The organism is Alloyangia pacifica (assembly GCF_900116195.1).
In the GTDB taxonomy this organism is placed as follows: domain Bacteria; phylum Pseudomonadota; class Alphaproteobacteria; order Rhodobacterales; family Rhodobacteraceae; genus Salipiger; species Salipiger pacificus.
The window spans coordinates 461,702-481,017 of sequence record NZ_FOZW01000003.1; the positions used below are offsets into that span (position 1 = coordinate 461,702).

Below are 19,316 nucleotides of genomic sequence, written 5' to 3' on the forward strand. Positions count from 1 at the left end.
CAGGAATTTCAGGCAGGGGAGGAGGCAACGCGCATGAAGGATTCCGCAGAACACCGGGAGGACGGGCGACCGGAAGGCACCTATTCGGCGGTGCATTCGGAAAAGGTGGAAGACTACAGCGGAACGGCCGAGCCCTTGCTCCCCGTTCTCGAGGTCTCCGCCACGCAACTTGCACCGGGGCCGCCGCCTTCGAATGTCGGCATCTTCGCTTCCGACAAGGTCAACATCCTCGCAGTTCACTTCAACGCGCCCTCGGTGGGAACGGTGATCATCAAGCCTGAGTGCTTCGGCTTCATGTGGTGGGACGGGCCGGAGGAGTGTCGGATCAACGGCGTCCACACCGAGCGCTCTCTGCTCCATACCCAGGGCGAGCAGGACGGCTTTCACGCCGTGGGCGGCAAGCGCCGGACCGCTGGCCTGACGGTGCGTCGCGACGATCTGATCAGCGCGCTTGCCGCTCTGAGAGGGGTTGGCCCGGAGGACGTACATCTCGGTCGCTCGGCCCTGAGACTCAGCGATGCTGCGGCTCAGCGCTACCGGCGCGATATCAAGGCGTTCATGGGGGCCGCCCTCGAAGACGGCGCGCGGACGGGCAATCTGGGGGACGGGCTGTTCGGAGTACTGCTGGAGGCCTATCTTGGCGCGACTCCCGAGCAGAATCTCCGCTCGACCAGGCGCCCTGCAGAGCAGATCGTGCGACGAGCAGAGGAGCGCTATTTCGAGGCCGACGGAGGCCCGGTCTCGCTTGCCGACCTCTGCGCCGCGGCGGGGGTCAGCCAATCCGTGCTCTACCGCGCCTTTCACTCGGTCTGCGATGACGCGCCGCTGGCCTATTTTCACAAGAGGCGCCTGAATGAAGCCCGAAGAGTGCTGATGACATCGGAGCGATATCGCGGCGCGGTAAAGAACGCTGCGCTTTCCGCCGGGCTGACCGAGATGGGGCGTTTTTCGCTCGAATACCGCAGTCTTTTCGGAAAGTCCCCCTCTGCGACCTTGTCCATGTATGGGAGATAGGGCGGATAGCGGCGTTATTTTGGAAGAATTCGCATATGGAAAATTTCAGAGACCGTCGCTTTAGCATGTAGCCTTCCTCACGTCGGCCGATCGTAGCGCGGTCATGGCCTCAGGGTCTTTTCGACCGTTAGGCCAATGTATCGCTCGGCAGGGGTGTTCCGGCCTGTTGGACCATGGACGCGTCACAGCCGGTCGACAGGTTCCGGCGGGAGATTGCATGCTCGGGGCCGAGATCGCGTGACCCGCAAATGTGCGGGCAGGGCGCTGGAACAGGTGAGGGGAGCCGTCCGGGGTCATCATCCAGAGAAATGGGAGGGACTGCGGTGGAGGAGGACGCCACGAACAACGCCATGGGGAACCGGCCATCGGGTCGCGTTGCCACGGTGTTCGCCGAGAGGGTCGTCGATTATCGCGGCATGGCAGAACCTCTGCTCCCTGTCGCGGAGGCGTCCGTGACCCATCTCAAGCCCGGACCGGGACCGTCGCACCTTGCGATCTTCGCCTCGGACAAGGTGTCGGTCCTTGGGGTGAACCATCACACGGCATCGGTCGGCGTTGTCATCGTCAAGCCGGAGTGCTTCGGCTTCATGTGGTGGGACGGCTCGGAAGAATACCGGATCAATGGGACCGCGGCTGAACGGTCGGTGCTCTACGCGCAGGGCAAACAGGATGGGTTCCATGCAGCAGGCGGAGCGCGCCGGACGGGCGGCATCGTTGTGCGCCGTGACCACCTTGTCGCTGCGCTTGCAGCCCTCAGAGGGGTTGGGCCTGAAGATGTGCATCTCGACCCATCTGCGCTCAAGCTGACCGATGCTGTTGCAACAGACTACCGCAGGGACTTCTCCGTGCTGATGCGCGCGGCGGCAGGCGCTGGTCCGCCGCTGGCGAGCGGCGCGCGGGACACCGACCTGAGCGACGCGTTCTTCGGTCTCCTGCTCGACGCCTATCTCTTCGCAACGCCTGAAAACACACGACAAGCTCGCCGCGAAGCGCCGGAGAGGATCGTGCGAAAGGCCGAAGAGCGCTTTTTCGAGGCAGAAGCCGGTCCGATTTCTCTGGCGGATATCTGCGCAGCCGCCGGGGTCAGCCAATCCTCGCTCTACCGTGCGTTTCACTCGGTGTGCGGCGAGGCCCCGCTTGCCTACTTCCAGAAGAGGCGCCTGACGGACGCAAGGCGATACCTCGTCGCCACCGAGGCGGCACGCGGCGCAGTACGCAATGCGGCCCTCTCAGTTGGCTTTACAGAAATGGGGCGCTTTTCCGTCGAGTATCGGCGACTATTCGGAGAGTCTCCATCAGCGACCCTCAGGGATGTCTCTCCCCGAAATCGGCCAAAAGGACTATAGTTGTTGGTGCTTACGGGCCGGGATCATCCGCCGGAAGCGCAATTTGAGAATATCTGCATACGAACTCGGTGCCGTATTGAAGCGCCGACCTGATAGAACAGCAGGCATGAGGACGCCCCGGCGCTCGAAACGCAGAGCCAGATCGTCCGAGTAAGATTATAAGACACTGCCAAAACTCCAGAATTACCGGACCATAAGAGGTCCAACTCCAGCTCCAGCGCCAACATCAAGGCAATGACAATGCTCGTGGTGATTGTTGAAAGATTTGGAACGGGATGTCGGGAACGCACCCGCTCAGAGACCTCAGAGCTTTGTCGAGCACAGCGCGGCGATCGCGCGGTTGATTAGGCGTGGCGGGAATTCAGGATCTCCGAAACCGACGGAAGGTGAATGAATGCTGCAGCGTAAGACACTTAAACAGCGACGACCACTCCGCGCATTTTTGCGCCCGCGCGATCGCGAGGTTGGGACAGTTCGACATGTAGCACCTCCCGCCGCTTGCGGCGATCCCGCCGAAAACAGCCAAACAATGGAGCACGTCTCATGCGCTACACGTCCTTGAAGATCGCCATTCCCACTGCGATCGCTCTGGCGCTGCCGCAGGTCGCACCGGCGCAGGAAGGTACCTCGACCGCCGACACGCCGCTCGGGCGCGTCAAGGAAATCCAGGAATACTTCGCCGATCCCGCCAACGCGGTGAGCTTTCAGTTCGCGAGCCCGGAAACGCACTACATCTGGCAGCACGTGTCGCAAATTTTCCCAACCGCGCGCTTCACGCGTTCCGGCATGCCGACGGTGCTGGAGGCCGCCCCAGACGACGCGATCGGCGACATCTCCTTTTCGGGCAAGGACGGCGCGGTTCGCACCGTTGCCGAGCATTTCGAGGCGATGCCGCTGGACGCGATGCTGGTGATGAAGGACGGCAAGATCGTCTACGAGCGCTACAAGACCATGGGGCCGGACATGTCCCACATCACCTTCTCAGCGAGCAAGGTCTTTAGTTCCACCATCCTTGCGCTGCTCGAGGAAGAGGGCAAGGTCGACCTGTCGAAGCCGGTGACCGAGTATGTCGATCAGCTGAAGGGCTCGGTCTGGGACACGGTCACCCTGCGCGAGGTCGCCGATATGCAGACAGGTCTCAACGGCACCGAGCATGACGAGCCGAACCCCGACAGCCGGACCAATCCGCAGCAGATCTGGTATCGCTGGGCGGCGACGCTCGGCATCTTCCCGAACCAGGGCGAGAGCGACACCTTCGCCGTGCTGCGCGCGATGGAGCGCAACATGCCCGGCGGCGAGGTCTTCGAGTACAACTCGATCAACACCTGGCTGCTGGCGCGCGTCGCCGAGGAGGTCGAGGACCGGCCCTTCGCCGAGATCTTCACCGACCGGGTCTGGAGCAAGATCGGCGCCGACCACGACGGCGACTTCATCATGTCGCCCAACGGCTACGCATTGGCCTTCGGGATGACGAGCGTCACCCTGCGCGACTTCGCCCGTTTCGGCGCGATGTTCACGCCGAGCGCTGAGACGGTCACCGGCTCCAAGGTGATCAGCGATGCTGTGCTCGAACGCATCCAGACCTCGGGCAATCCAGACGCCTATTCCGATGGCTACGTGGGCCACGTCATGTCGCCGAAATTCGCGGATGCCGAGGGCCAGCTGTCCAACGCCTACATGTGGGACGCGATCCTGCCCGATGGCGACCTCTTCAAGGGCGGTGTCGGTGGGCAGGGGCTCTATGTCTCGCCGTCCAAAGACTTGGTCGCGGTCTGGTTCACCACCGGCGACGGCTCTGAATGGAACGAGGCGATGGCCCGGGCCATCGCGCTGCATTTCGACTGACCCGAGAGGCTGCGCCGGACCCCGGCCTGTCCTGCGTCTCCGCGGAGGCAGGCCCACCCGGCGCAGCCCCCGCCCCACGGGGGGGCGCACAAAGCAAACAGGGAGATCAAGATCATGAAGGCCAGAACCCAACGCCGCTACCTCAAGGGCGCAGCCGCCACTGCCCTCGCCCTTGCCGTTGCCAGCAGCGCGGTGACAGCGCAGGAGGGCTCCGCGCCCATCCTGATCACCAACGCCCAGATCTTTAACGGCACCTCGCCTGACCTCTCCGGCCCGATGAGCGTGCTGATCGAGGGCAATACGATCAGCACCATCGCGGCAGAGATCGCCGCACCGGAGGGGGCCACCGTGATCGACGCAGGCGGCGACACACTGATGCCGGGCCTGACGGATTGCCACTGGCACACGATGCAGGCCAACACGACCAATGCGCTCTTCCTGACCCAGGATCTCGACTACATCGCGCTCGAGGCCGCGGTCGGCGCTGAAAAAGTGCTGATGCGCGGCTTCACCACCCTGCGCGACATGGGCGGGCCGGTCTTCGGCCTGAAGAAGCTGATCGACGAGGGCACCTATCTGGGGCCGCGCATCTATCCGTCGGGCTCCTACATCTCGCAGACCTCCGGACACGCCGATTTCCGGTCGATGCTGGACGTGCCGCGGGACTACGCGCGTGACCTGACCGCGCAGGAGCAGCGCGGCATGCTGATCATCGCCGACGGCAAGGCGCAGGTCATGCAGCGGGCGCGCGAGAACCTGATGAAGGGCGCGACACAGCTCAAGGCCATGGCGGGCGGGGGCGTGGCGTCGCCAGCGGACCCGCTCGACGTGGCGCAGTTCACGCAGGAAGAGCTGCACGCCATCGTCGAGGTGGCCGAGAACTGGAACACCTACGTCTCCGTGCATGCCTACTCGGCCAAGGCGATGCAGCACGCCCTGCGCGCCGGCGTCCTGAGCATCGAGCACGGGCTAATGATGGATGAGGAAACCGCGCAGATGGTCAAGGAGGCAGACGCCTGGATCTGCATGCAGCCGATCCTCGACGATGAGGACTCGATCCCCTTCCCGGACGGCTCCTTCGAGCAGCAGAAGTTCTTCCAGTTGGTCTCGGGTGTTCCGACGGCCTACGAGCTGGCCAAGGAGTATGAGCTGAACGTCGGCTTCGGCACCGACACTCAGAACTGGCCCGAGCTGCAGGACCGTCAGGGTGCACAGCTGGCGAAACTGGCCCGCTGGTTCGAGCCCTGGGAAGTGCTTCGCATGGCCACCAGCCGGAACTACGAACTCTTCAAGAAGGTCGGCCCCCGCGATCCCTATCCCGGCAAGAACGGCGTGATCGAAGAGGGCGCTCTGGCCGACATGCTGCTGGTGGACGGCAATCCGCTCGAAGACATCAACCTGATCGCCGATCCCGAGACCAACTTCGTGGTGATCATGAAGGACGGCGTCATCTACAAGAATACGCTCGAGAATTGAGGAGGACTGACCAATGAAACGCAACGCTCCCAAGACGACAACCGAAGCCGCCGCACTCCAGGACGTCGTGGACTTTGCGGCACCGGCGGGCACAACCCGGCGCGAGTTCATCGAGGCGTTCACCGCCATGGGCGGGGCCGCGGCGGCGGCCATGGCGCTCGGGCCCAGCAAGGCCTCGGCGGCGGACATTCCCGCCACGAACGCGTCGGTCAGCATGCCGGAGTTCGAGATCAAGGACTACTCGGACATTCCGCAGCGCTCTCATGTCTATCCCGCCTCCTCTGAGGCGGAAGCGATCGTGCAGAGCTCAAAAACCATGGACACGCTTTTCTCTGCTATCTGGCCTGACCAGTGGTCCGGCCCCGAAGCGCCGGAATTTGCGGATGAAATGGCACGGTGCAAGGCGGCTGGCTTCAAGGTGCTGGCGATCTGTCCTTCGGCGGATTCACTGGACGCGTCGATCCGCGGTGTCGCAGGCGCGTTGATCTTCTACCTCAACAAGATCAGCGAGCGGCCTGACCTCTACAAGATCGTCCGCAATGCCAGCGACATCGATGCCGCGATCCAGGAGGACAAGCTCGGCATCTACTTCACCCACCAGGGGACCGCATTGTTCGAGAACGATGTGGATATGGTCGGGCTGTGGCGGCAACTGGGCTACGGCTACTGCCTGCTGGCCTACAACCAGCGCAATTCCGTCGGGGACGGCTGCTTCGAGACTGCCAACGGCGGCCTGACCGCCTATGGCAAGCAACTGATCGATGCCTACAACCGCCACGGGATGCTGGTGGATGTCAGCCACACCGGCGAACAAACCTCGCTCGACGCCATCGAGCGCAGCAGCCAGCCGGTGATTTCGTCCCATTCCGGTGCCCTGGCCATCGCGGACTATCAGCGCAGCATCTCCGACGCGGTGATCAAGGCCGTCGCGGAGAGTGGCGGCGTCTGCAGCCTGAACCTGGTCGGGGCCTTTCTCGACAAGTCCAACCCGGACATTCTCACCGCCGACGCCGTCTTCCGTCACATCGACTACATGGCCGAACTGGTGGGCATCGATTATGTTGGCTTCGGCTCCGACTACATCCCCAATATCAATTTCACCGCGTCGCTGATCCAGACGCCCATGGGCGCGGCGGTCTTCCCTGACGGGGGGTACAGCGCGGAAATGGGGGCCAAGGGCGTGCCGACGCCGGCCCCGTATCAGATCGCGGCAGCCCTGGTCGATAAGATGCTCGAACACGGCTACTCGGACGAGGATTGCAGCAAGTTCTTGGGCGGCAACATGTACCGCGTGATCGGGGAGGTCTGGCGGTAACGCGCCCCAAAAGTCGAGGCCTGCCCGCGGCGCGATGACGGCGCGGACGACCTTCCTTGTAAACGCGGCGGTGAAACCGGCCCCCTGCGCCCGCGCAGGCTCCGTTTTCACCGTCGTCCCGGCGCCGAGACCAATCTGACGATCAAGACATAGGCGAGCACTCAAATCTCCGGAGACCAAGCCAATGACCGATACCCCGATTTCCCGCCGCGACTTCAATGTCGGCGCAACCGCCACCGTCGCCGTCGCCAGCCTGGCCGGCAAGGCCATGGCCCAGGCCTCGGCCCCCTTCGATCTGGTAATACTGAACGGCCGGGTCATGGACCCCGAAACCGGGTTCGACGAGGTCGCGAACGTGGGCGTGAAGGACGGTCGGATCACCGCCGTCACCGCCGACGCGCTGGAAGGCACCCGCCAGATCGACGCCACCGGTCACGTGGTCGCCCCGGGCTTTATCGACACCCATTTCCACTGGGTCCGACCCATGGGCCACAAGCTGGCGCTGCGCGATGGCCGCACCACGGTGATGGACCTCGAGATGGGCACGCTCGGCACGCTGGTGGGCGACTGGTACGCCATGCGGGAGGGGACCACCCAGATCAACTATGGCTGTTCCTCCTCGCATGAGATGGCCCGCGCCTACGTCCTTGATGGGATCACCACCCTCGACTGCCCCGAGGCACTGAACCACCGCGGGTCGGAGAAGACCGGCTGGGCCCTGACCCGTCCGGACATCGATCAGGGCAACGAAATCCTGCGCGTCATCGACGAAGGTCTGGCGGCCGGTGCGATCGCGATGGGCTCGACGCTGGGCTACATGCGCGACGGTGCAAGCGCGCGCGAGGTGTTCGAGCTGCAGAAGACCGCCGGGAACTATGGCCGTCCCTCCGCCTTCCACTTCCGCTACACGCCGGGCACCGACACGACGGAATCGAACGGTATCCAGGAGATGCTCGCGAATGCCGCGGCCCTTGGCGCACCCGCCATCGCCTGCCACTTCAACAACCCCGGCTACAACCTTGTTCATGAGCTCCTGACCCGGATGCGCGGGCAGGGGATGAACGTCTGGGGCGAGCTCTACCCCTATGCCGCGGGCTCGACGGCGCTGAACGCGGTTTTCCTGGAGCCGGAGGTCTGGGTCGACCAGCTTGGCTACCGCTACGAGGACACGATCCAGGATGTTCTGACCGGCGAGTGGTACACCGCGGAAAGCCGGGCCGAGATGGTCGCGAAGGAGCCCGCACGTCTTGTCCTTGTCTACAAGATGCCCCCGGAAGCCATCGTCGATTGGCTGAAGATGCCGGGTGTGGCGATCGCCTCGGACACCGTGCCGATCCTCGGCGATATTCCCTGGGACACGCCCTACGAGGACCTGCCCAACAGCCACCCGCGCGGCGCCGGCAGCTTTGCAAAGGCCCTGCGGCTGGGTCGCGAGAACGGCATTTCGCTGATGCAATCGGTGGCCCAGACCAGCTGGAACTCGGCCCGCCCGTTCAGCGAAATGGGGCTCAAGGCGATGCAGGAACGCGGCCGGATGCAGGAAGGCATGATCGCCGACATCACGGTCTTCAATCCCGAGACCGTCACCGACAACGCGACCTACGAGCAGGGCACGCTGCCCTCGACCGGGATCCCCTATGTCATCGTGAACGGCACGGTGGTGGTGGACGACTCCGAGGTGCTGAAGGACGTCAACCCGGGCCAGCCGATCCGGTTCGAGCCGCAGGAGAGCAAGCTGGAGCCGCTGGAGGTCAGCACCTGGACGCAGACCTTCTACGAAGTGCCGCAGGATTTCGGAGGCGGCGTGCCCGGCACCCAGCCGCAGTATGATCACCGCATCATCAATTGCTGCGACTGACAAACTGACCGAAAGCGGGCGGTTCCGGTTGACCGGTGCCTCCTCATCTATCGCAATGGGGGAGCGCGCCTCGATATGGCGATCGCACGCAGGTGCTCCCCGGACTGCCAGCACGGTACCCCGGTCAGTGCAGTCTCTCAGAAGCATCCTTCGGATGCACCGGCCAAGGAAACCGACTTATGCAGATGATCAAGTTGCCCCTTACCTCCGTACTTGTCCTCGGAACGCTCGCGCTGCCCGCGCTTGCGCAGGACAACCCGCTGCAGAAATACCTCGACGTGCCGGGGGCCATGACGACGCTGCCGGTCGAAGCCGCAAAGGAGCCCTGGTCCCTGCAATTCTCGCGGGATGCCCGGGCGGCCTTCGAGAACTTCCACTACCAGATGGGTGGGGATCACGCCCTCTACTACAATCAGAACCTCAGCGAGATGCTCCCCACGGCCTATTCCTCGCCGCATCCCGAGTACATCCCGCTGGAGCGCGCCATCGACGACAGTATCGGCGAGAGGGTGCGCTGGACGACCTCCGAGGGTGAGATGCCGCTGTCGGAGTATATCGTGCATCCGAACCACCGGCTGCAGGGCATGATGATGATCCACAAGGGCAAGGTCGTCTACGAGCAGTACCCGGGCATGAACCAGATGGACCGCCACGCCTGGATGTCGCCGGGCAAGGCGACGGTCGGGCTGATCCTCGCGCTGCTCGAGGAGGAGGGGAAACTCGACATGTCGAAGGACGTGGTCGACTACGTCCCGGAACTGGCGGGCTCGAACTGGGACGGCATCTCCGTCCTCGATGCCGCCAACATGGAGACAGGGCTGGCGCTTGAGGAAACCCTCGATGCCATCATCGACCCTGCCTCCATCATCGTGCGCTTCTTCTCGGCCGAGTTCGGCTCGCCCAACCCGCTGACGGGGGAAATGGAGAACTGGCTCGACATCCTGAAGACCGCCGAGAAGATCGAGGGCGAAGAACCCGGCGAGGTCTTCCGCTACTCCTCGGCGGTGACGCAGGTCAGCGTGCTGCTGGCCGAGAACCTCGACGACAAGACCTGGGCCGACCTGTTCCAGGAAAGGGTCTGGGGCAAGGTCGGCGCGCGCGAGGACATCATGTTCCACCTGATGCCGGATGGCACCGCCGTGACCCATGGGCTGATCTCCACCACGCTGGAGGACTTCGCCCGCTTCGGCCTGATCTTCACCCCCAGCTGGGCCGCCACCGCCCATGAGGACATCGTCTCCGACGCAGCGCTCGAGCGGATGCAGAACGCGGGCAACCCGGAAGCCTTCCGGCGCGGGTCGAAGTTCGCAGGGCTGACCGACGAATTCGGCGAAGAACCGAAGGCAAATTCCATGCAATGGGATGCGGTCTTCGAGGACGGCGCGCTCTACAAGCACGGCAATGTGGGGCAGGGGCTCTACGTCGATCCGGCCCGGGATTTCGTGGGCGTCTACTTCTCGACCAACGGCTACATCCCGCCCTACGGCGAAGACCGGGCCCAGGGCTTCCTGCGGCAGGCCGCGAAGTATCTGAGCGGAGAGTAGCACTGGCGCGATGGGAATGGGGAGCTGAATGCGGCCGGTGCGGCCGGACCTGCGAAAACGGAGAGATATGTCGTGACCTTCACAAGAGAGACGCCAAAATCGATACCGGACCGGTTCCTGAGGGGGACGTGGCGCATTGGCTCGACCTGCACCGCCGCGCTTTTCGGCTTGCTGCTGGGGCTGTCGCAGACACCGGCAGCGGCCCAGGACAGGGCCTATGAGGTGGTCCAATTCGAAGGCACCGTCGTTCCCGCGCGCGAGGCCGACATCACGCCGATCGTCAGCGGGTGGCTTCGGCACATCGCCTTCGTGCCGGGGCAGATCGTTGATGAAGGCGACGTCCTCTTTGAGTTCGCCATGCCCCCCGCGCAATACCGCCTCGACCTGGCAAAGGCGCAGCAAGATGCGGCGCAGGCGCAATTGCAGGAGGCCATCGCGGAGGTGAAGCGGGCCGAGCTCCTCAAGGACCGGGATGTCGTCTCGGAGGTCGAGCTGGAGAAGACCATAGCGTTGCGAGATATCGCCGCCGCGAACCTTGCCGCGGCCGAAGCCAATGTCGGACTGGCCGGGCTCGGGGTCATGCAGATGACCCAGAAGGCCCCCTTCGCTGGCATGATGAGCGCGCCGATGGTCCGTGAGAACGGCTGGCAGGACGTCGGTGACGGCGACATCACCATGGCCATCATCACCCAGCTGGACCCGATCCAGGTCGTGGGCGAGGTGCCCTACGATGTCTATGCCGCACGGCAGAAGATGTTCGGCTCGGATCAGGAGCTGATCGACGGCATCGCCTTGTCGCTGATCCTGCCCGGAGGAGAGGTGTACCCCCACGAAGGCAGGCTCGTCTCCGGCGGGTACAAGTTCGAGGCGGAGAGTCAGAAGATGACCGTCTGGGTGGAATTTCCCAACCCGGAGTTGCTTCTGCGCCCGGGGCTCAAGGTGGCCATCCAGTCGAGGGTCAAGCCATGACGCGCCGGGGGCGGCCACTTCAGTCAACACAGGGAGAGACTTCCATGTTCAAGGATTTCCGGTTCGCGGCGGCTTTCGCCTTGCTTGCCTTCGCGGGGCCCGGTCTTGCCCAGGTCGGTGCCGAGCCCCCCATCCTCATCGCCGGCGCGCAGATCTTCGACGGGGTCGGTCCCGAGCTGGTCGAGGGGCAGGATGTGCTGGTGCAGGATGGCATGATCGCGGCTGTGGGGGCGGGTCTGTCTGCTCCGGAGGGCGCGGTGGTCATCGACGCGGGGGGCCGGGTGATGACGCCCGGCTTCATCGACGTGCATTACCATCTCAGCCTGTGCAACGTGCCGGTGGCCGATATGGCGGGGTCCAACGCGCCGAATCTCGATTACATCGGGATCAAGGCGGCGCAGGCTGCCGAAGAAGCGTTGATGCGCGGCTACACCAGCTTGCGCGACGTCGGGGGCGCATCCTGGGGCGCCAAGCTGGCCGCCGATCGGGATGAGATTGCTGGGCCCCGAGTGTGGCCGTCGCTGCGCGCAATCTCGCAGTTCGGGGGGCATGGTGATGCCAATCCGCGTTTCATGGATCCGCGTGAATTCGGCGGACCCGAAAACAACCTTGAACGGCTGGGCTATAGCCGCATCGTGAATGGCCGGGCCGAGGTTCTGACGGCCGTCCGCGAACAGCTCAAGCGCGGGGCCAGCCAGATCAAGATGCATCTCGCGGGCGGTGTCGGGACCGAGTTCGACCCGATCGACGGCCGCCAGTTCACCGCCGACGAGATCCGCGCGGCGGTCGAAGTGGCCGAAGGTTTCGGAACCTATGTCACGGCGCATGTCTACACCGTGGACGGGGTCAAGCAGGCGATCGAAAATGGTGTGAAGGCCATCGAGCACGGCAATCTCATCAATGAGGAAATCGCGCAGATGATGGCCGAAAACGACGTCTGGCTGAGCCCGCAGGTGGTGGTCTATCTCACCTTCTCACCGGACCTCGGCCCGGTCCGTCTCGAAAAGGGCCGAATGGTTTCCGAAGGGCTCGACACGATGTTCGAGCTTGCCAAGAAATACGATCTCAAGATTGCCTTTGGCACCGATGTGGTGGTGAACCCCGAAGCCTGCGCCGACCAGAACCGCGAATTCGTCGAGCGCACAAAGTGGTTCACGCCAGCCGAGGTCTTGGCTCAGGCCACCTCGCTTTCTGGAGAGTTGTTGCAGCTTTCGGGCGACAGAAACCCGTATCCCGGGAAGATTGGTGTGATCGAGGCCGGGGCCCACGCCGATCTGCTGCTCATCGACGGCAATCCGCTCGAGGATATCTCGATCCTCCGGGACTATGAGGGATCTCTGGATTTGATCATGAAAGCCGGTAAGATCTACAAGGATGACATGGAGTGAGAGCGTCTCTCCTGTTTGGGCGCGCGCCAGGTGGGCCGGTCGCTGAAAGGGCAGTGTCCGCAAGCGGGTGGAGGAAATTGCAATGCTGAGCCTCTGGCTGACCATTCTGCGGCTCGTGAAGGCGATCTTCCGGTCGTGGGAATTGCCGGAATTCCGCGCCGCCTTCGTCCTGTCTCTCGTCATTCTGATCTCTGGGACGGTGTTTTACCGAAGCGTGGAGGGATGGAGCTGGGTCGATGCGTTCTATTTCAGTGCGACGACGATCTCGACCGTCGGCCTTGGCGACATCGCACCGGCCACGGATTTGGGTAAGGTTTTCACGGTCATCTATATCTTCGTGGGTGTCGGCGTCTTCGTGACGCTCTTCTCCCAACTGGCGCGTGCGCTTCTGCAGAAGGGCAAGGACGAAGAGGGTGACAGTTTGCAGGACTGACCCCGGTCTCAATTCGGGGTGAACATTAGCACGGACGGTGCCCGTCACTGACCGGCGGTAAGGCGTGCAGGAGCAGTGATATGAAGTCGGCACAGGTTATTGCCCCTGACTGGTTCAAGATCATCGTAGGTCTGCCGTTTGTCATCCTGCTGCTCTGGCTGGGTCAGGACCTCTTCAAGCTGCTTGCCGTCGCCTTCCTGATCTTCATTCTCGCGACGGCCTTCACTGACAGGCTCTCCCGGGTCTCCATTCTCGGGCACCGATTTTCCGGATGGCAGTCCCATGCGCTTGCCCTCGCCATCTTCATCTCGGTCATCTGGGTGTTCGCCGCCATTTCCTCGACCGCCGCAGGCGAGATCGTGGAGGCCTTGCCGAGATATCAGGAGCGGCTGGGTGGCATCGCGGTCAAGCTCGAAAGCCTCTTGGGGCCGAGGCTCGTCGAGGCCCTTCATCAGGCGCTTGATGGCTTGCAGGTCGGCGATCTCGTGGTGTTTCTCGCAGGAGGTCTCGTCGGCAGCATCGCGCAGGTCTCGCTGCTTACGATCTACTTCGTGTTTCTCGTCCTTGAGCGGTCCGACTGGCAGAAGAAGGTCGCGATGCTGTCCTCGCCCGACCCGCATGGCGCGGACTTTGCCGTCATCGTCCGGCGGGCGGCGATCGGCATCAAGAACTTCATGTGGGTCAACGCGGTGACCAGCGCCATGAGCGGGGCCGTCGCCTACGTGGTCTTCCGTCTGATCGGTCTCGATTTCGCGTCGTTTCTCGCGATCATGATCTTCTTCGTGGGGTTCATCCCGAACATCGGGGCGTTCATCGGCATCCTGCTGCCCTCGTTCGTGGCGCTGGCGCAGTTCGACAGCCTGTGGCCGCTGGTGGCGGTGATCGTCATCTATGGCGGCGCCGATCAGGTGATCAGCAACGTGATAACGCCCATGATGCAGGGCAAGTCGCTGAACATGAGCATCTTCATGATCACCGTGTCGCTGGTGTTCTGGTCCCTGCTCTGGGGCGGGCTCGGAGCGTTTCTGGCCGTGCCCCTCACCGTCATCGTCATGGTGGTCGCCTCCGAGGTGCCCAGCCTGCGCTGGCTGGCCGTGCTGCTCTCGAAGGATGGTCAGATCGACCATCTCGAATAGGGTTTCGACGTTCCCCTATGTTGGTCGCCCCGACATCGGGCCCGTTGCCTTCAGAGGATCGGTCCGATCATCGCCACCGCGTTCTGCCAGAGGCGCCGCGGCAGGGACCAGGAGGCCACTTCTTCGGGCGTGACCACGCGGGTCTCTGCCATGTAGGTGTCCTGTCTCTGGCGGATATCCCTGCAGGTCTGCCTGTGCACCAGAAGGATGTTGTTCTCGTAGTTCAGATCAAAGCTGCGCCGATCCATGTTGGCCGAGCCGATCAGGGCGATCTTGCTGTCTACCACGAGCGTCTTGCTGTGCAGCAGTCCCGGCAGATACTCCCGGATCTCGACGCCCGATGCGAGCAGGCCCGCATAGTAGCTGCGGCTGGTTGCGCCGACGAAGAGGGAGTCGTTGCGGGCCGGGAAGACCACCGTCACCTTCACGCCCCGATAGGCCGCGGCGCAAAGCGCGGACTGTATCCCTTCGGTGGGGACGTAGTAGGGCGTCGTGACCACCAGTTCTTCGCGGGCGGCAAAGATCAGGCTGGTGAACATTTCCGGCATCGCCGAGGCCCGAACGCTCGGCCCGGTCGCGACCACCTGCGCGGGCCAGCCGTTCGGAATGGGCGCCGTCTCGGTGGCGACAGCGCCTGACAAGTCCTCGTCGACGGCCTCCATCCAGTCGGCGGCAAAGACCCGCTGGGCCTGCTGTACGACGGGGCCCTCGATGCGCAGCATGATATCGACCCAGGGGGCATATTTCGCCTTCTGCACAAAGGCCGGATCGGCGCAGTTCTGGCTGCCGCAGTAGGTCACCCGGCCGTCTATGACGACGATCTTGCGGTGGTTCCTCAGATCGATCCGGCCATCGAAAATCCGCAGCAGCGGGTTGCCGACGCGATAGGCCGAGGCCAGATGCACGCCAGCGCTCTTCATCTCGGTCCACAGCGCCGACCGGATCAGGCGGCGCGATCCGATGTCGTCGGCCATCGCCCGGCACGCCACCCCTCGTTGCGCGGCGCGCATGAGCGCCTCCGCGACCTTGCGCCCGTTGGTGTCCGCGACCCAGATGTAGAACATGAGATGCACGTGGTCGGTCGCGGCATCAATGTCGGCGACGATCGCGTCCACCGCCGCATCACTGTCGGCCATGAGCTCGGCACTGTTCCCCGGGCAGGGCTCGAAGCCGCTGATCGAGGCGCCTACGCGGAACAGGGCATCAACCCGCGGCGACGCGCCAGCGCCAGCCTCCTCTGCGGGAAAGCGCGCGGCATCCGGGAGCAGCTCCTCGATCCGCCGGAGCCGTTCGATGCGGCGTCTGCCGATGCTCGTCTCACCGAAGAGCAGATAGGCGAGAACACCGACGACAGGGACCGGCAGCGTTGTCAGCACCCATGCCGCGCGAGCAGCCGGGTCCCGATGGGGGCGCAGCAGGATGCGCATCACGCAGGCCAACACGATCGCATAGTGAAGCAGGATCCAGATCATCGGTGGCCCCTCGGCTACGGCTTTGGCCCCGAAGTGTAGCGGCAGGGCCTTCGATGACGCCACGTGGTTCTTGGCTCGTGACTGAAAAGGAGGCCTGCCGAAACTTGGCAAGATCTGCATATCGAAATCCGCCTTTGTCGCGAAATCCGCGGTGTAGGCTGCTTGCAGGCGAGGCGCGCAGGGACGCGACGTGCTCACCGGAACGTCTGCGAGGAGATCACCAAATGACCCCAGAAGACATTCAGCCACCGGGCATTCGTGCAAAGGCCTGCACGATCAGCATGACGGCAATTGCTCTGACCGCCGCGCTTGTCTGCACTGCGCCGCAAGCACATGCGCAAGACGGTGGCTATCTCGATCAGGTTCAGCGCGAGTTTGAAGAGATTAACAACGGCACCAACCCGACGCTGCTCACAACGCAGGCCGGCATCCAGTACCAGTTCAGCCAGATCACCGATGACCTGGACGCCGGTCTGTGGGAAGCCTTCTACACCCAGCCTTTCGGCGATGGCTCGAAGGCGTTCCGCTTCACGCTTCCCTATACGAACAGCCCGCTCGACTCCGCCTACGACTTCGGCGACTTCAGCGTGACCTATATCGACGTGTTCCACCTGACCGAGAAGACCGGCGCGGCTTTCACGGCTGAATTCTTTCTCGACACCGCCTCGCGGGAGGATACCGGCTACGGGCAATATGCCATGGAGACGTCACTCTTCTACGCCTGGTTCCTCGACAGCGGGGCGATCTTCGCGCCCGCCTGGGTTCAGACCTTTGGCCTGGAGGGTGGGAACGATGCGGGTGCAGAGCTGAATACCACCACGGTCGATTTCTATTACGTGCCGAAGCTCCCCAACCCAAAATACTATCTGACCTTCGATCCGGCGGTGATCCACGATTGGGAAGCGGATCGAACCTTCGGCAGCTTGCAGGTGACGGCCGGCATGCTGACCGGGCGGGCGTTTGGTGGTGACAGTCAGATCTTCATCAAGCCCGGGGTGCTTTTCGGAGCCGATGCTCCCGCCGACTGGTCGGTGCAGGTCGGCTTCAAGGTTCTGAATTTCTGAAGAGAAGGTCTATAGTTCCAATCGGCTCGAGTCCGCGGGGCGTCGAGCGCAACGATTGTGTCCCATGTGTTTTGTGTCCGCGTCACTTCCGTGAGGAACATTGAAATGAAATTCAGATATTTGACCTTTGCAGGCCCGCTCTTCGCCCTGTCCGCGATATCGACCCAGGCCATCGCGCAGGATGGCGACTTTCCGTCGCTGCAGATGCAGGATGTCGAGCAGATTTCGATCGACGTCGATCTCGACGGGGCCATCGAGCGCCTGTCGAAGGCGATCACCTTTCCCACGATCTCGAACCAGGATCGCGAGGATTTCGACACTCAGGCCTTCGATGATTACCACGCCTTTATCGAACAGGCCTATCCGCTGGTCCACGAGACGCTGAAGCGGGAAATCCTCGGCGATCCGCGCCCCTACAGCTTGCTCTACACGTGGGAGGGCAAGAACCCTGATCTGCCGCCCGCGCTGTTCTATGCGCATCAGGATGTGGTGCCGGTGCCGCCGGATTCCCGTGACGAGTGGGAGCAGGAACCCTTCGCGGGCACGGTGGCCGATGGCTACCTCTGGGGGCGCGGTGCCATGGACGACAAGAACCAGATCCACGGCATCCTCGAGGCCGCCGAGATGCGGCTCGCCGAAGGCTGGCAGCCGGAGCGCACGCTCTATTTCGTCTTCGGTCAGGACGAAGAGGTTGGCGGACCGGAGGGTGCTGCCCATATCGCCCAGGTGCTGGAAGACCGCGGGATCGAGCGCTTTGCCTTCGTCATGGATGAATCCGCGCCGCTCATTCCCGGCATCTTCCCCGGTCTTCCCGACAACACCGCGCTGATCGGCATCGCGCAGAAGGGCTATCTCAGCCTCGAACTGGCGATCAACGCCGTCGGGGGCCACTCTTCGCAGCCGCCCGAAGAGTCGAACATCGGCATTCTCGCCGAAGCGATCACCAAGCTCGAAGACGCGCAGTTCCCCTACCGCATCCACCCGGCGCTGCGGGCCCAGTACCGCTACCTCGGGCCGGAGCTGGATGAGGAGCTTCAGCCGCTCTACTCTGCGGTCGCTTTCGGCAAGGAAGGCGAGATGACGGAGGACGAGAAGAAGTTCATCGAGGTCATGGCAGGAAACCCGGTCACCCGGGCGATGATGCGCACCACCATCGCGGTGACCATGTTCAACGCGGGCATCAAGGACAACGTGCTGCCGCCCTCGGCCACGGCGGTGGTGAACTTCCGCCCGATGCCCGGCGACACGCCCGATGTGATCATCCAGCACGTCAAGGACGCGATTCAGGATGACCGCATCACCCTGCGCGACATCTCCGCCTCAACCCCCGCGACCGCGATCGCCGACCCCGAGGGGCCGGGCTACAAGGCGATGGAAAAGACCATCCGCCAGATCTGGGGGAATGATCTGGTCGTCGCGCCGTTCTTCGTGATCGGCGGGTCGGACTCCAAGCATTTCCAAGCTCGGTCGTTCGCCCCGGACGTCTATACCTTCACCGCGATCCAGCTGGAGAACATGAAGGAATTCGAAGGCTTCCATGGCGTCAACGAGCGCCTTCTGGTGGATGAGTACGCCAAGACAATCGCGTTCTTCTATCAGATCATGAGCAATCTCGACGGGCTGTAGAGGGGTTCAGAAGAGGTGGCGGCATAGTCCGCCACCTCCCTCGCTTGGGCACCCGTGGGAGACGGAAGCGCGGGGTTTCAGACCAACAGTCGCGGTCTGAAGTCCGAGATGGGAACTCTCGCCCTTCAAGTGGGCCCTGCCGACTGCACCGGCGCTTTCGACAGGGCACCTTCACTGCGCGACTGATTGAACAGCGCGACAGTTGACCCCGACGTCCTGTCGCAGGCCCCGAACGCCATTGTGCGCCACGCGGGCCGGATCGTGGCCTTTGCAAACCTCTGGCTGACCGAGGCGAGGACCCGTTCTTCGAGCAAAGCAGGATGTTGACCGACATCGAGCCCGTCGAGTGAGCCGGTGCAATCTCGTCCGCGACCTCTGGACGGGAACCGCCTGATCCCGGCCAATACGTATGGCCGCGGTCCGCGAGCGTCATCCGCACGAGCTGTTGCAATTTCTCGCGCTGAATTTCCAAAGCGAGGAGATTGTCGCTTAGGCTCAGGACTCATAGCCAGTAGATCACAGTAGCGGCGAGGGCGATGACTGACAGGAAGACCTTCGGGCATCGATCATAGCGAGTGGCAACGCGACGCCAGTCCTTGAGCCTGCCGAACATGATCTCGATCCGGTTTCGGCGTTTGTAGCGGCGCTTGTCATACTTCACCGGCGCCTTGCGCTGTTTTCGTCCGGGGATGCAGGCGCGTATCCCTTTGTCTTTCAACGCTTCCCGAAACCAGTCGGCGTCGTAGCCGCGATCCCCAAGCAGCCAGTCGACATCCGGCAGACTGTCGCAAAGGGCCCGCGCGCCGACGTAGTCGCTCACCTGGCCTGCT

15 protein-coding genes are annotated in these 19,316 nt (G+C 63.3%); 13 read left to right on the plus strand and 2 right to left on the minus strand.

The genetic code is table 11. From position 1 onward, the window contains the following. The first annotated feature begins 33 nt into the window (after positions 1-33). The 11 genes from BM397_RS09395 (at position 34) to BM397_RS09445 (ending at position 14,324) form a co-directional block, all read left to right on the plus strand. Complete coding sequence (locus tag BM397_RS09395; protein WP_092423220.1) at positions 34-1,014, plus strand: helix-turn-helix domain-containing protein; 981 nt, start codon at positions 34-36, stop codon at positions 1,012-1,014. Positions 1,015-1,466: 452 nt separating this feature from the next. Then, positions 1,467-2,360 carry a helix-turn-helix transcriptional regulator gene (locus BM397_RS09400; protein ID WP_176806571.1) on the plus strand — a complete coding sequence of 298 codons (894 nt, stop codon included), beginning with the start codon at positions 1,467-1,469 and terminating at the stop codon, positions 2,358-2,360. Between the two features lie 543 nt (positions 2,361-2,903). After that, on the plus strand, positions 2,904-4,205 hold the full coding sequence (locus tag BM397_RS09405; RefSeq protein ID WP_092423224.1) for a serine hydrolase domain-containing protein: 1,302 nt from the start codon (positions 2,904-2,906) through the stop codon (positions 4,203-4,205). 114 nt (positions 4,206-4,319) lie between these two features. After that, positions 4,320-5,681: a metal-dependent hydrolase family protein gene (locus BM397_RS09410; RefSeq protein ID WP_092423226.1), complete on the plus strand. Its 1,362-nt coding sequence runs from the start codon at positions 4,320-4,322 to the stop codon at positions 5,679-5,681. A 13-nt stretch (positions 5,682-5,694) separates the two neighbouring features. Next, positions 5,695-6,996, plus strand: coding sequence for a dipeptidase (locus BM397_RS09415; RefSeq protein ID WP_218124861.1), 1,302 nt, complete (start codon positions 5,695-5,697; stop codon positions 6,994-6,996). A gap of 184 nt (positions 6,997-7,180) precedes the next feature. Further along, complete coding sequence (locus BM397_RS09420) at positions 7,181-8,854, plus strand: amidohydrolase family protein (RefSeq protein WP_092423228.1); 1,674 nt, start codon at positions 7,181-7,183, stop codon at positions 8,852-8,854. 179 nt (positions 8,855-9,033) lie between these two features. Beyond that, positions 9,034-10,398 (plus strand): serine hydrolase domain-containing protein, encoded by a 1,365-nt coding sequence (locus tag BM397_RS09425; RefSeq protein WP_218124862.1) that lies wholly within the window; start codon positions 9,034-9,036, stop codon positions 10,396-10,398. A 72-nt stretch (positions 10,399-10,470) separates the two neighbouring features. Further along, a complete protein-coding gene (locus tag BM397_RS09430; RefSeq protein ID WP_176806572.1) occupies positions 10,471-11,367 on the plus strand; it encodes an efflux RND transporter periplasmic adaptor subunit in 897 nt (298 codons plus the stop codon). A 44-nt stretch (positions 11,368-11,411) separates the two neighbouring features. Continuing rightward, positions 11,412-12,755: a metal-dependent hydrolase family protein gene (locus tag BM397_RS09435; RefSeq protein ID WP_176806574.1), complete on the plus strand. Its 1,344-nt coding sequence runs from the start codon at positions 11,412-11,414 to the stop codon at positions 12,753-12,755. Between the two features lie 82 nt (positions 12,756-12,837). Further along, complete coding sequence (locus tag BM397_RS09440; RefSeq protein ID WP_092423234.1) at positions 12,838-13,188, plus strand: potassium channel family protein; 351 nt, start codon at positions 12,838-12,840, stop codon at positions 13,186-13,188. An 80-nt stretch (positions 13,189-13,268) separates the two neighbouring features. After that, complete coding sequence (locus BM397_RS09445) at positions 13,269-14,324, plus strand: AI-2E family transporter (RefSeq protein ID WP_092423236.1); 1,056 nt, start codon at positions 13,269-13,271, stop codon at positions 14,322-14,324. A 50-nt stretch (positions 14,325-14,374) separates the two neighbouring features. On the opposite strand, the gene cls is transcribed toward BM397_RS09445, so the two are convergent. After that, positions 14,375-16,045: a cardiolipin synthase gene (gene cls, locus BM397_RS09450; protein ID WP_245696032.1), complete on the minus strand. Its 1,671-nt coding sequence runs from the start codon at positions 16,043-16,045 to the stop codon at positions 14,375-14,377. Between cls and BM397_RS09455 the strand changes: the two genes are divergently transcribed. Further along, a complete protein-coding gene (locus BM397_RS09455; RefSeq protein WP_092423240.1) occupies positions 16,021-16,860 on the plus strand; it encodes a hypothetical protein in 840 nt (279 codons plus the stop codon). The two genes, cls and BM397_RS09455, sit on opposite strands and share 25 nt — an antisense overlap. 105 nt (positions 16,861-16,965) lie before the next feature. After that, positions 16,966-18,486, plus strand: coding sequence for a M20 family peptidase (locus BM397_RS09460; RefSeq protein WP_092423242.1), 1,521 nt, complete (start codon positions 16,966-16,968; stop codon positions 18,484-18,486). Between the two features lie 502 nt (positions 18,487-18,988). Here BM397_RS09460 and BM397_RS09465 read toward each other — a convergent pair. Next, a partial coding sequence (locus tag BM397_RS09465; protein ID WP_143187059.1) for an IS5 family transposase occupies positions 18,989-19,316 on the minus strand: 328 nt, incomplete at its 5' end.

What these genes read in the sequence shown, in the direction of transcription:
- BM397_RS09440 (WP_092423234.1), top strand. Translation starts at nt 12,838, where the DNA reads ATGCTGAGCCTCTGGCTGACCATTCTGCGGCTCGTGAAGGCGATCTTC.
- BM397_RS09435 (WP_176806574.1), top strand. Translation starts at nt 11,412, where the DNA reads ATGTTCAAGGATTTCCGGTTCGCGGCGGCTTTCGCCTTGCTTGCCTTC.
- BM397_RS09425 (WP_218124862.1), top strand. Translation starts at nt 9,034, where the DNA reads ATGCAGATGATCAAGTTGCCCCTTACCTCCGTACTTGTCCTCGGAACG.
- BM397_RS09455 (WP_092423240.1), top strand. Translation starts at nt 16,021, where the DNA reads ATGACCCCAGAAGACATTCAGCCACCGGGCATTCGTGCAAAGGCCTGC.
- BM397_RS09395 (WP_092423220.1), top strand. Translation starts at nt 34, where the DNA reads ATGAAGGATTCCGCAGAACACCGGGAGGACGGGCGACCGGAAGGCACC.
- BM397_RS09405 (WP_092423224.1), top strand. Translation starts at nt 2,904, where the DNA reads ATGCGCTACACGTCCTTGAAGATCGCCATTCCCACTGCGATCGCTCTG.
- BM397_RS09445 (WP_092423236.1), top strand. Translation starts at nt 13,269, where the DNA reads ATGAAGTCGGCACAGGTTATTGCCCCTGACTGGTTCAAGATCATCGTA.
- BM397_RS09410 (WP_092423226.1), top strand. Translation starts at nt 4,320, where the DNA reads ATGAAGGCCAGAACCCAACGCCGCTACCTCAAGGGCGCAGCCGCCACT.
- BM397_RS09420 (WP_092423228.1), top strand. Translation starts at nt 7,181, where the DNA reads ATGACCGATACCCCGATTTCCCGCCGCGACTTCAATGTCGGCGCAACC.
- BM397_RS09415 (WP_218124861.1), top strand. Translation starts at nt 5,695, where the DNA reads ATGAAACGCAACGCTCCCAAGACGACAACCGAAGCCGCCGCACTCCAG.
- BM397_RS09460 (WP_092423242.1), top strand. Translation starts at nt 16,966, where the DNA reads ATGAAATTCAGATATTTGACCTTTGCAGGCCCGCTCTTCGCCCTGTCC.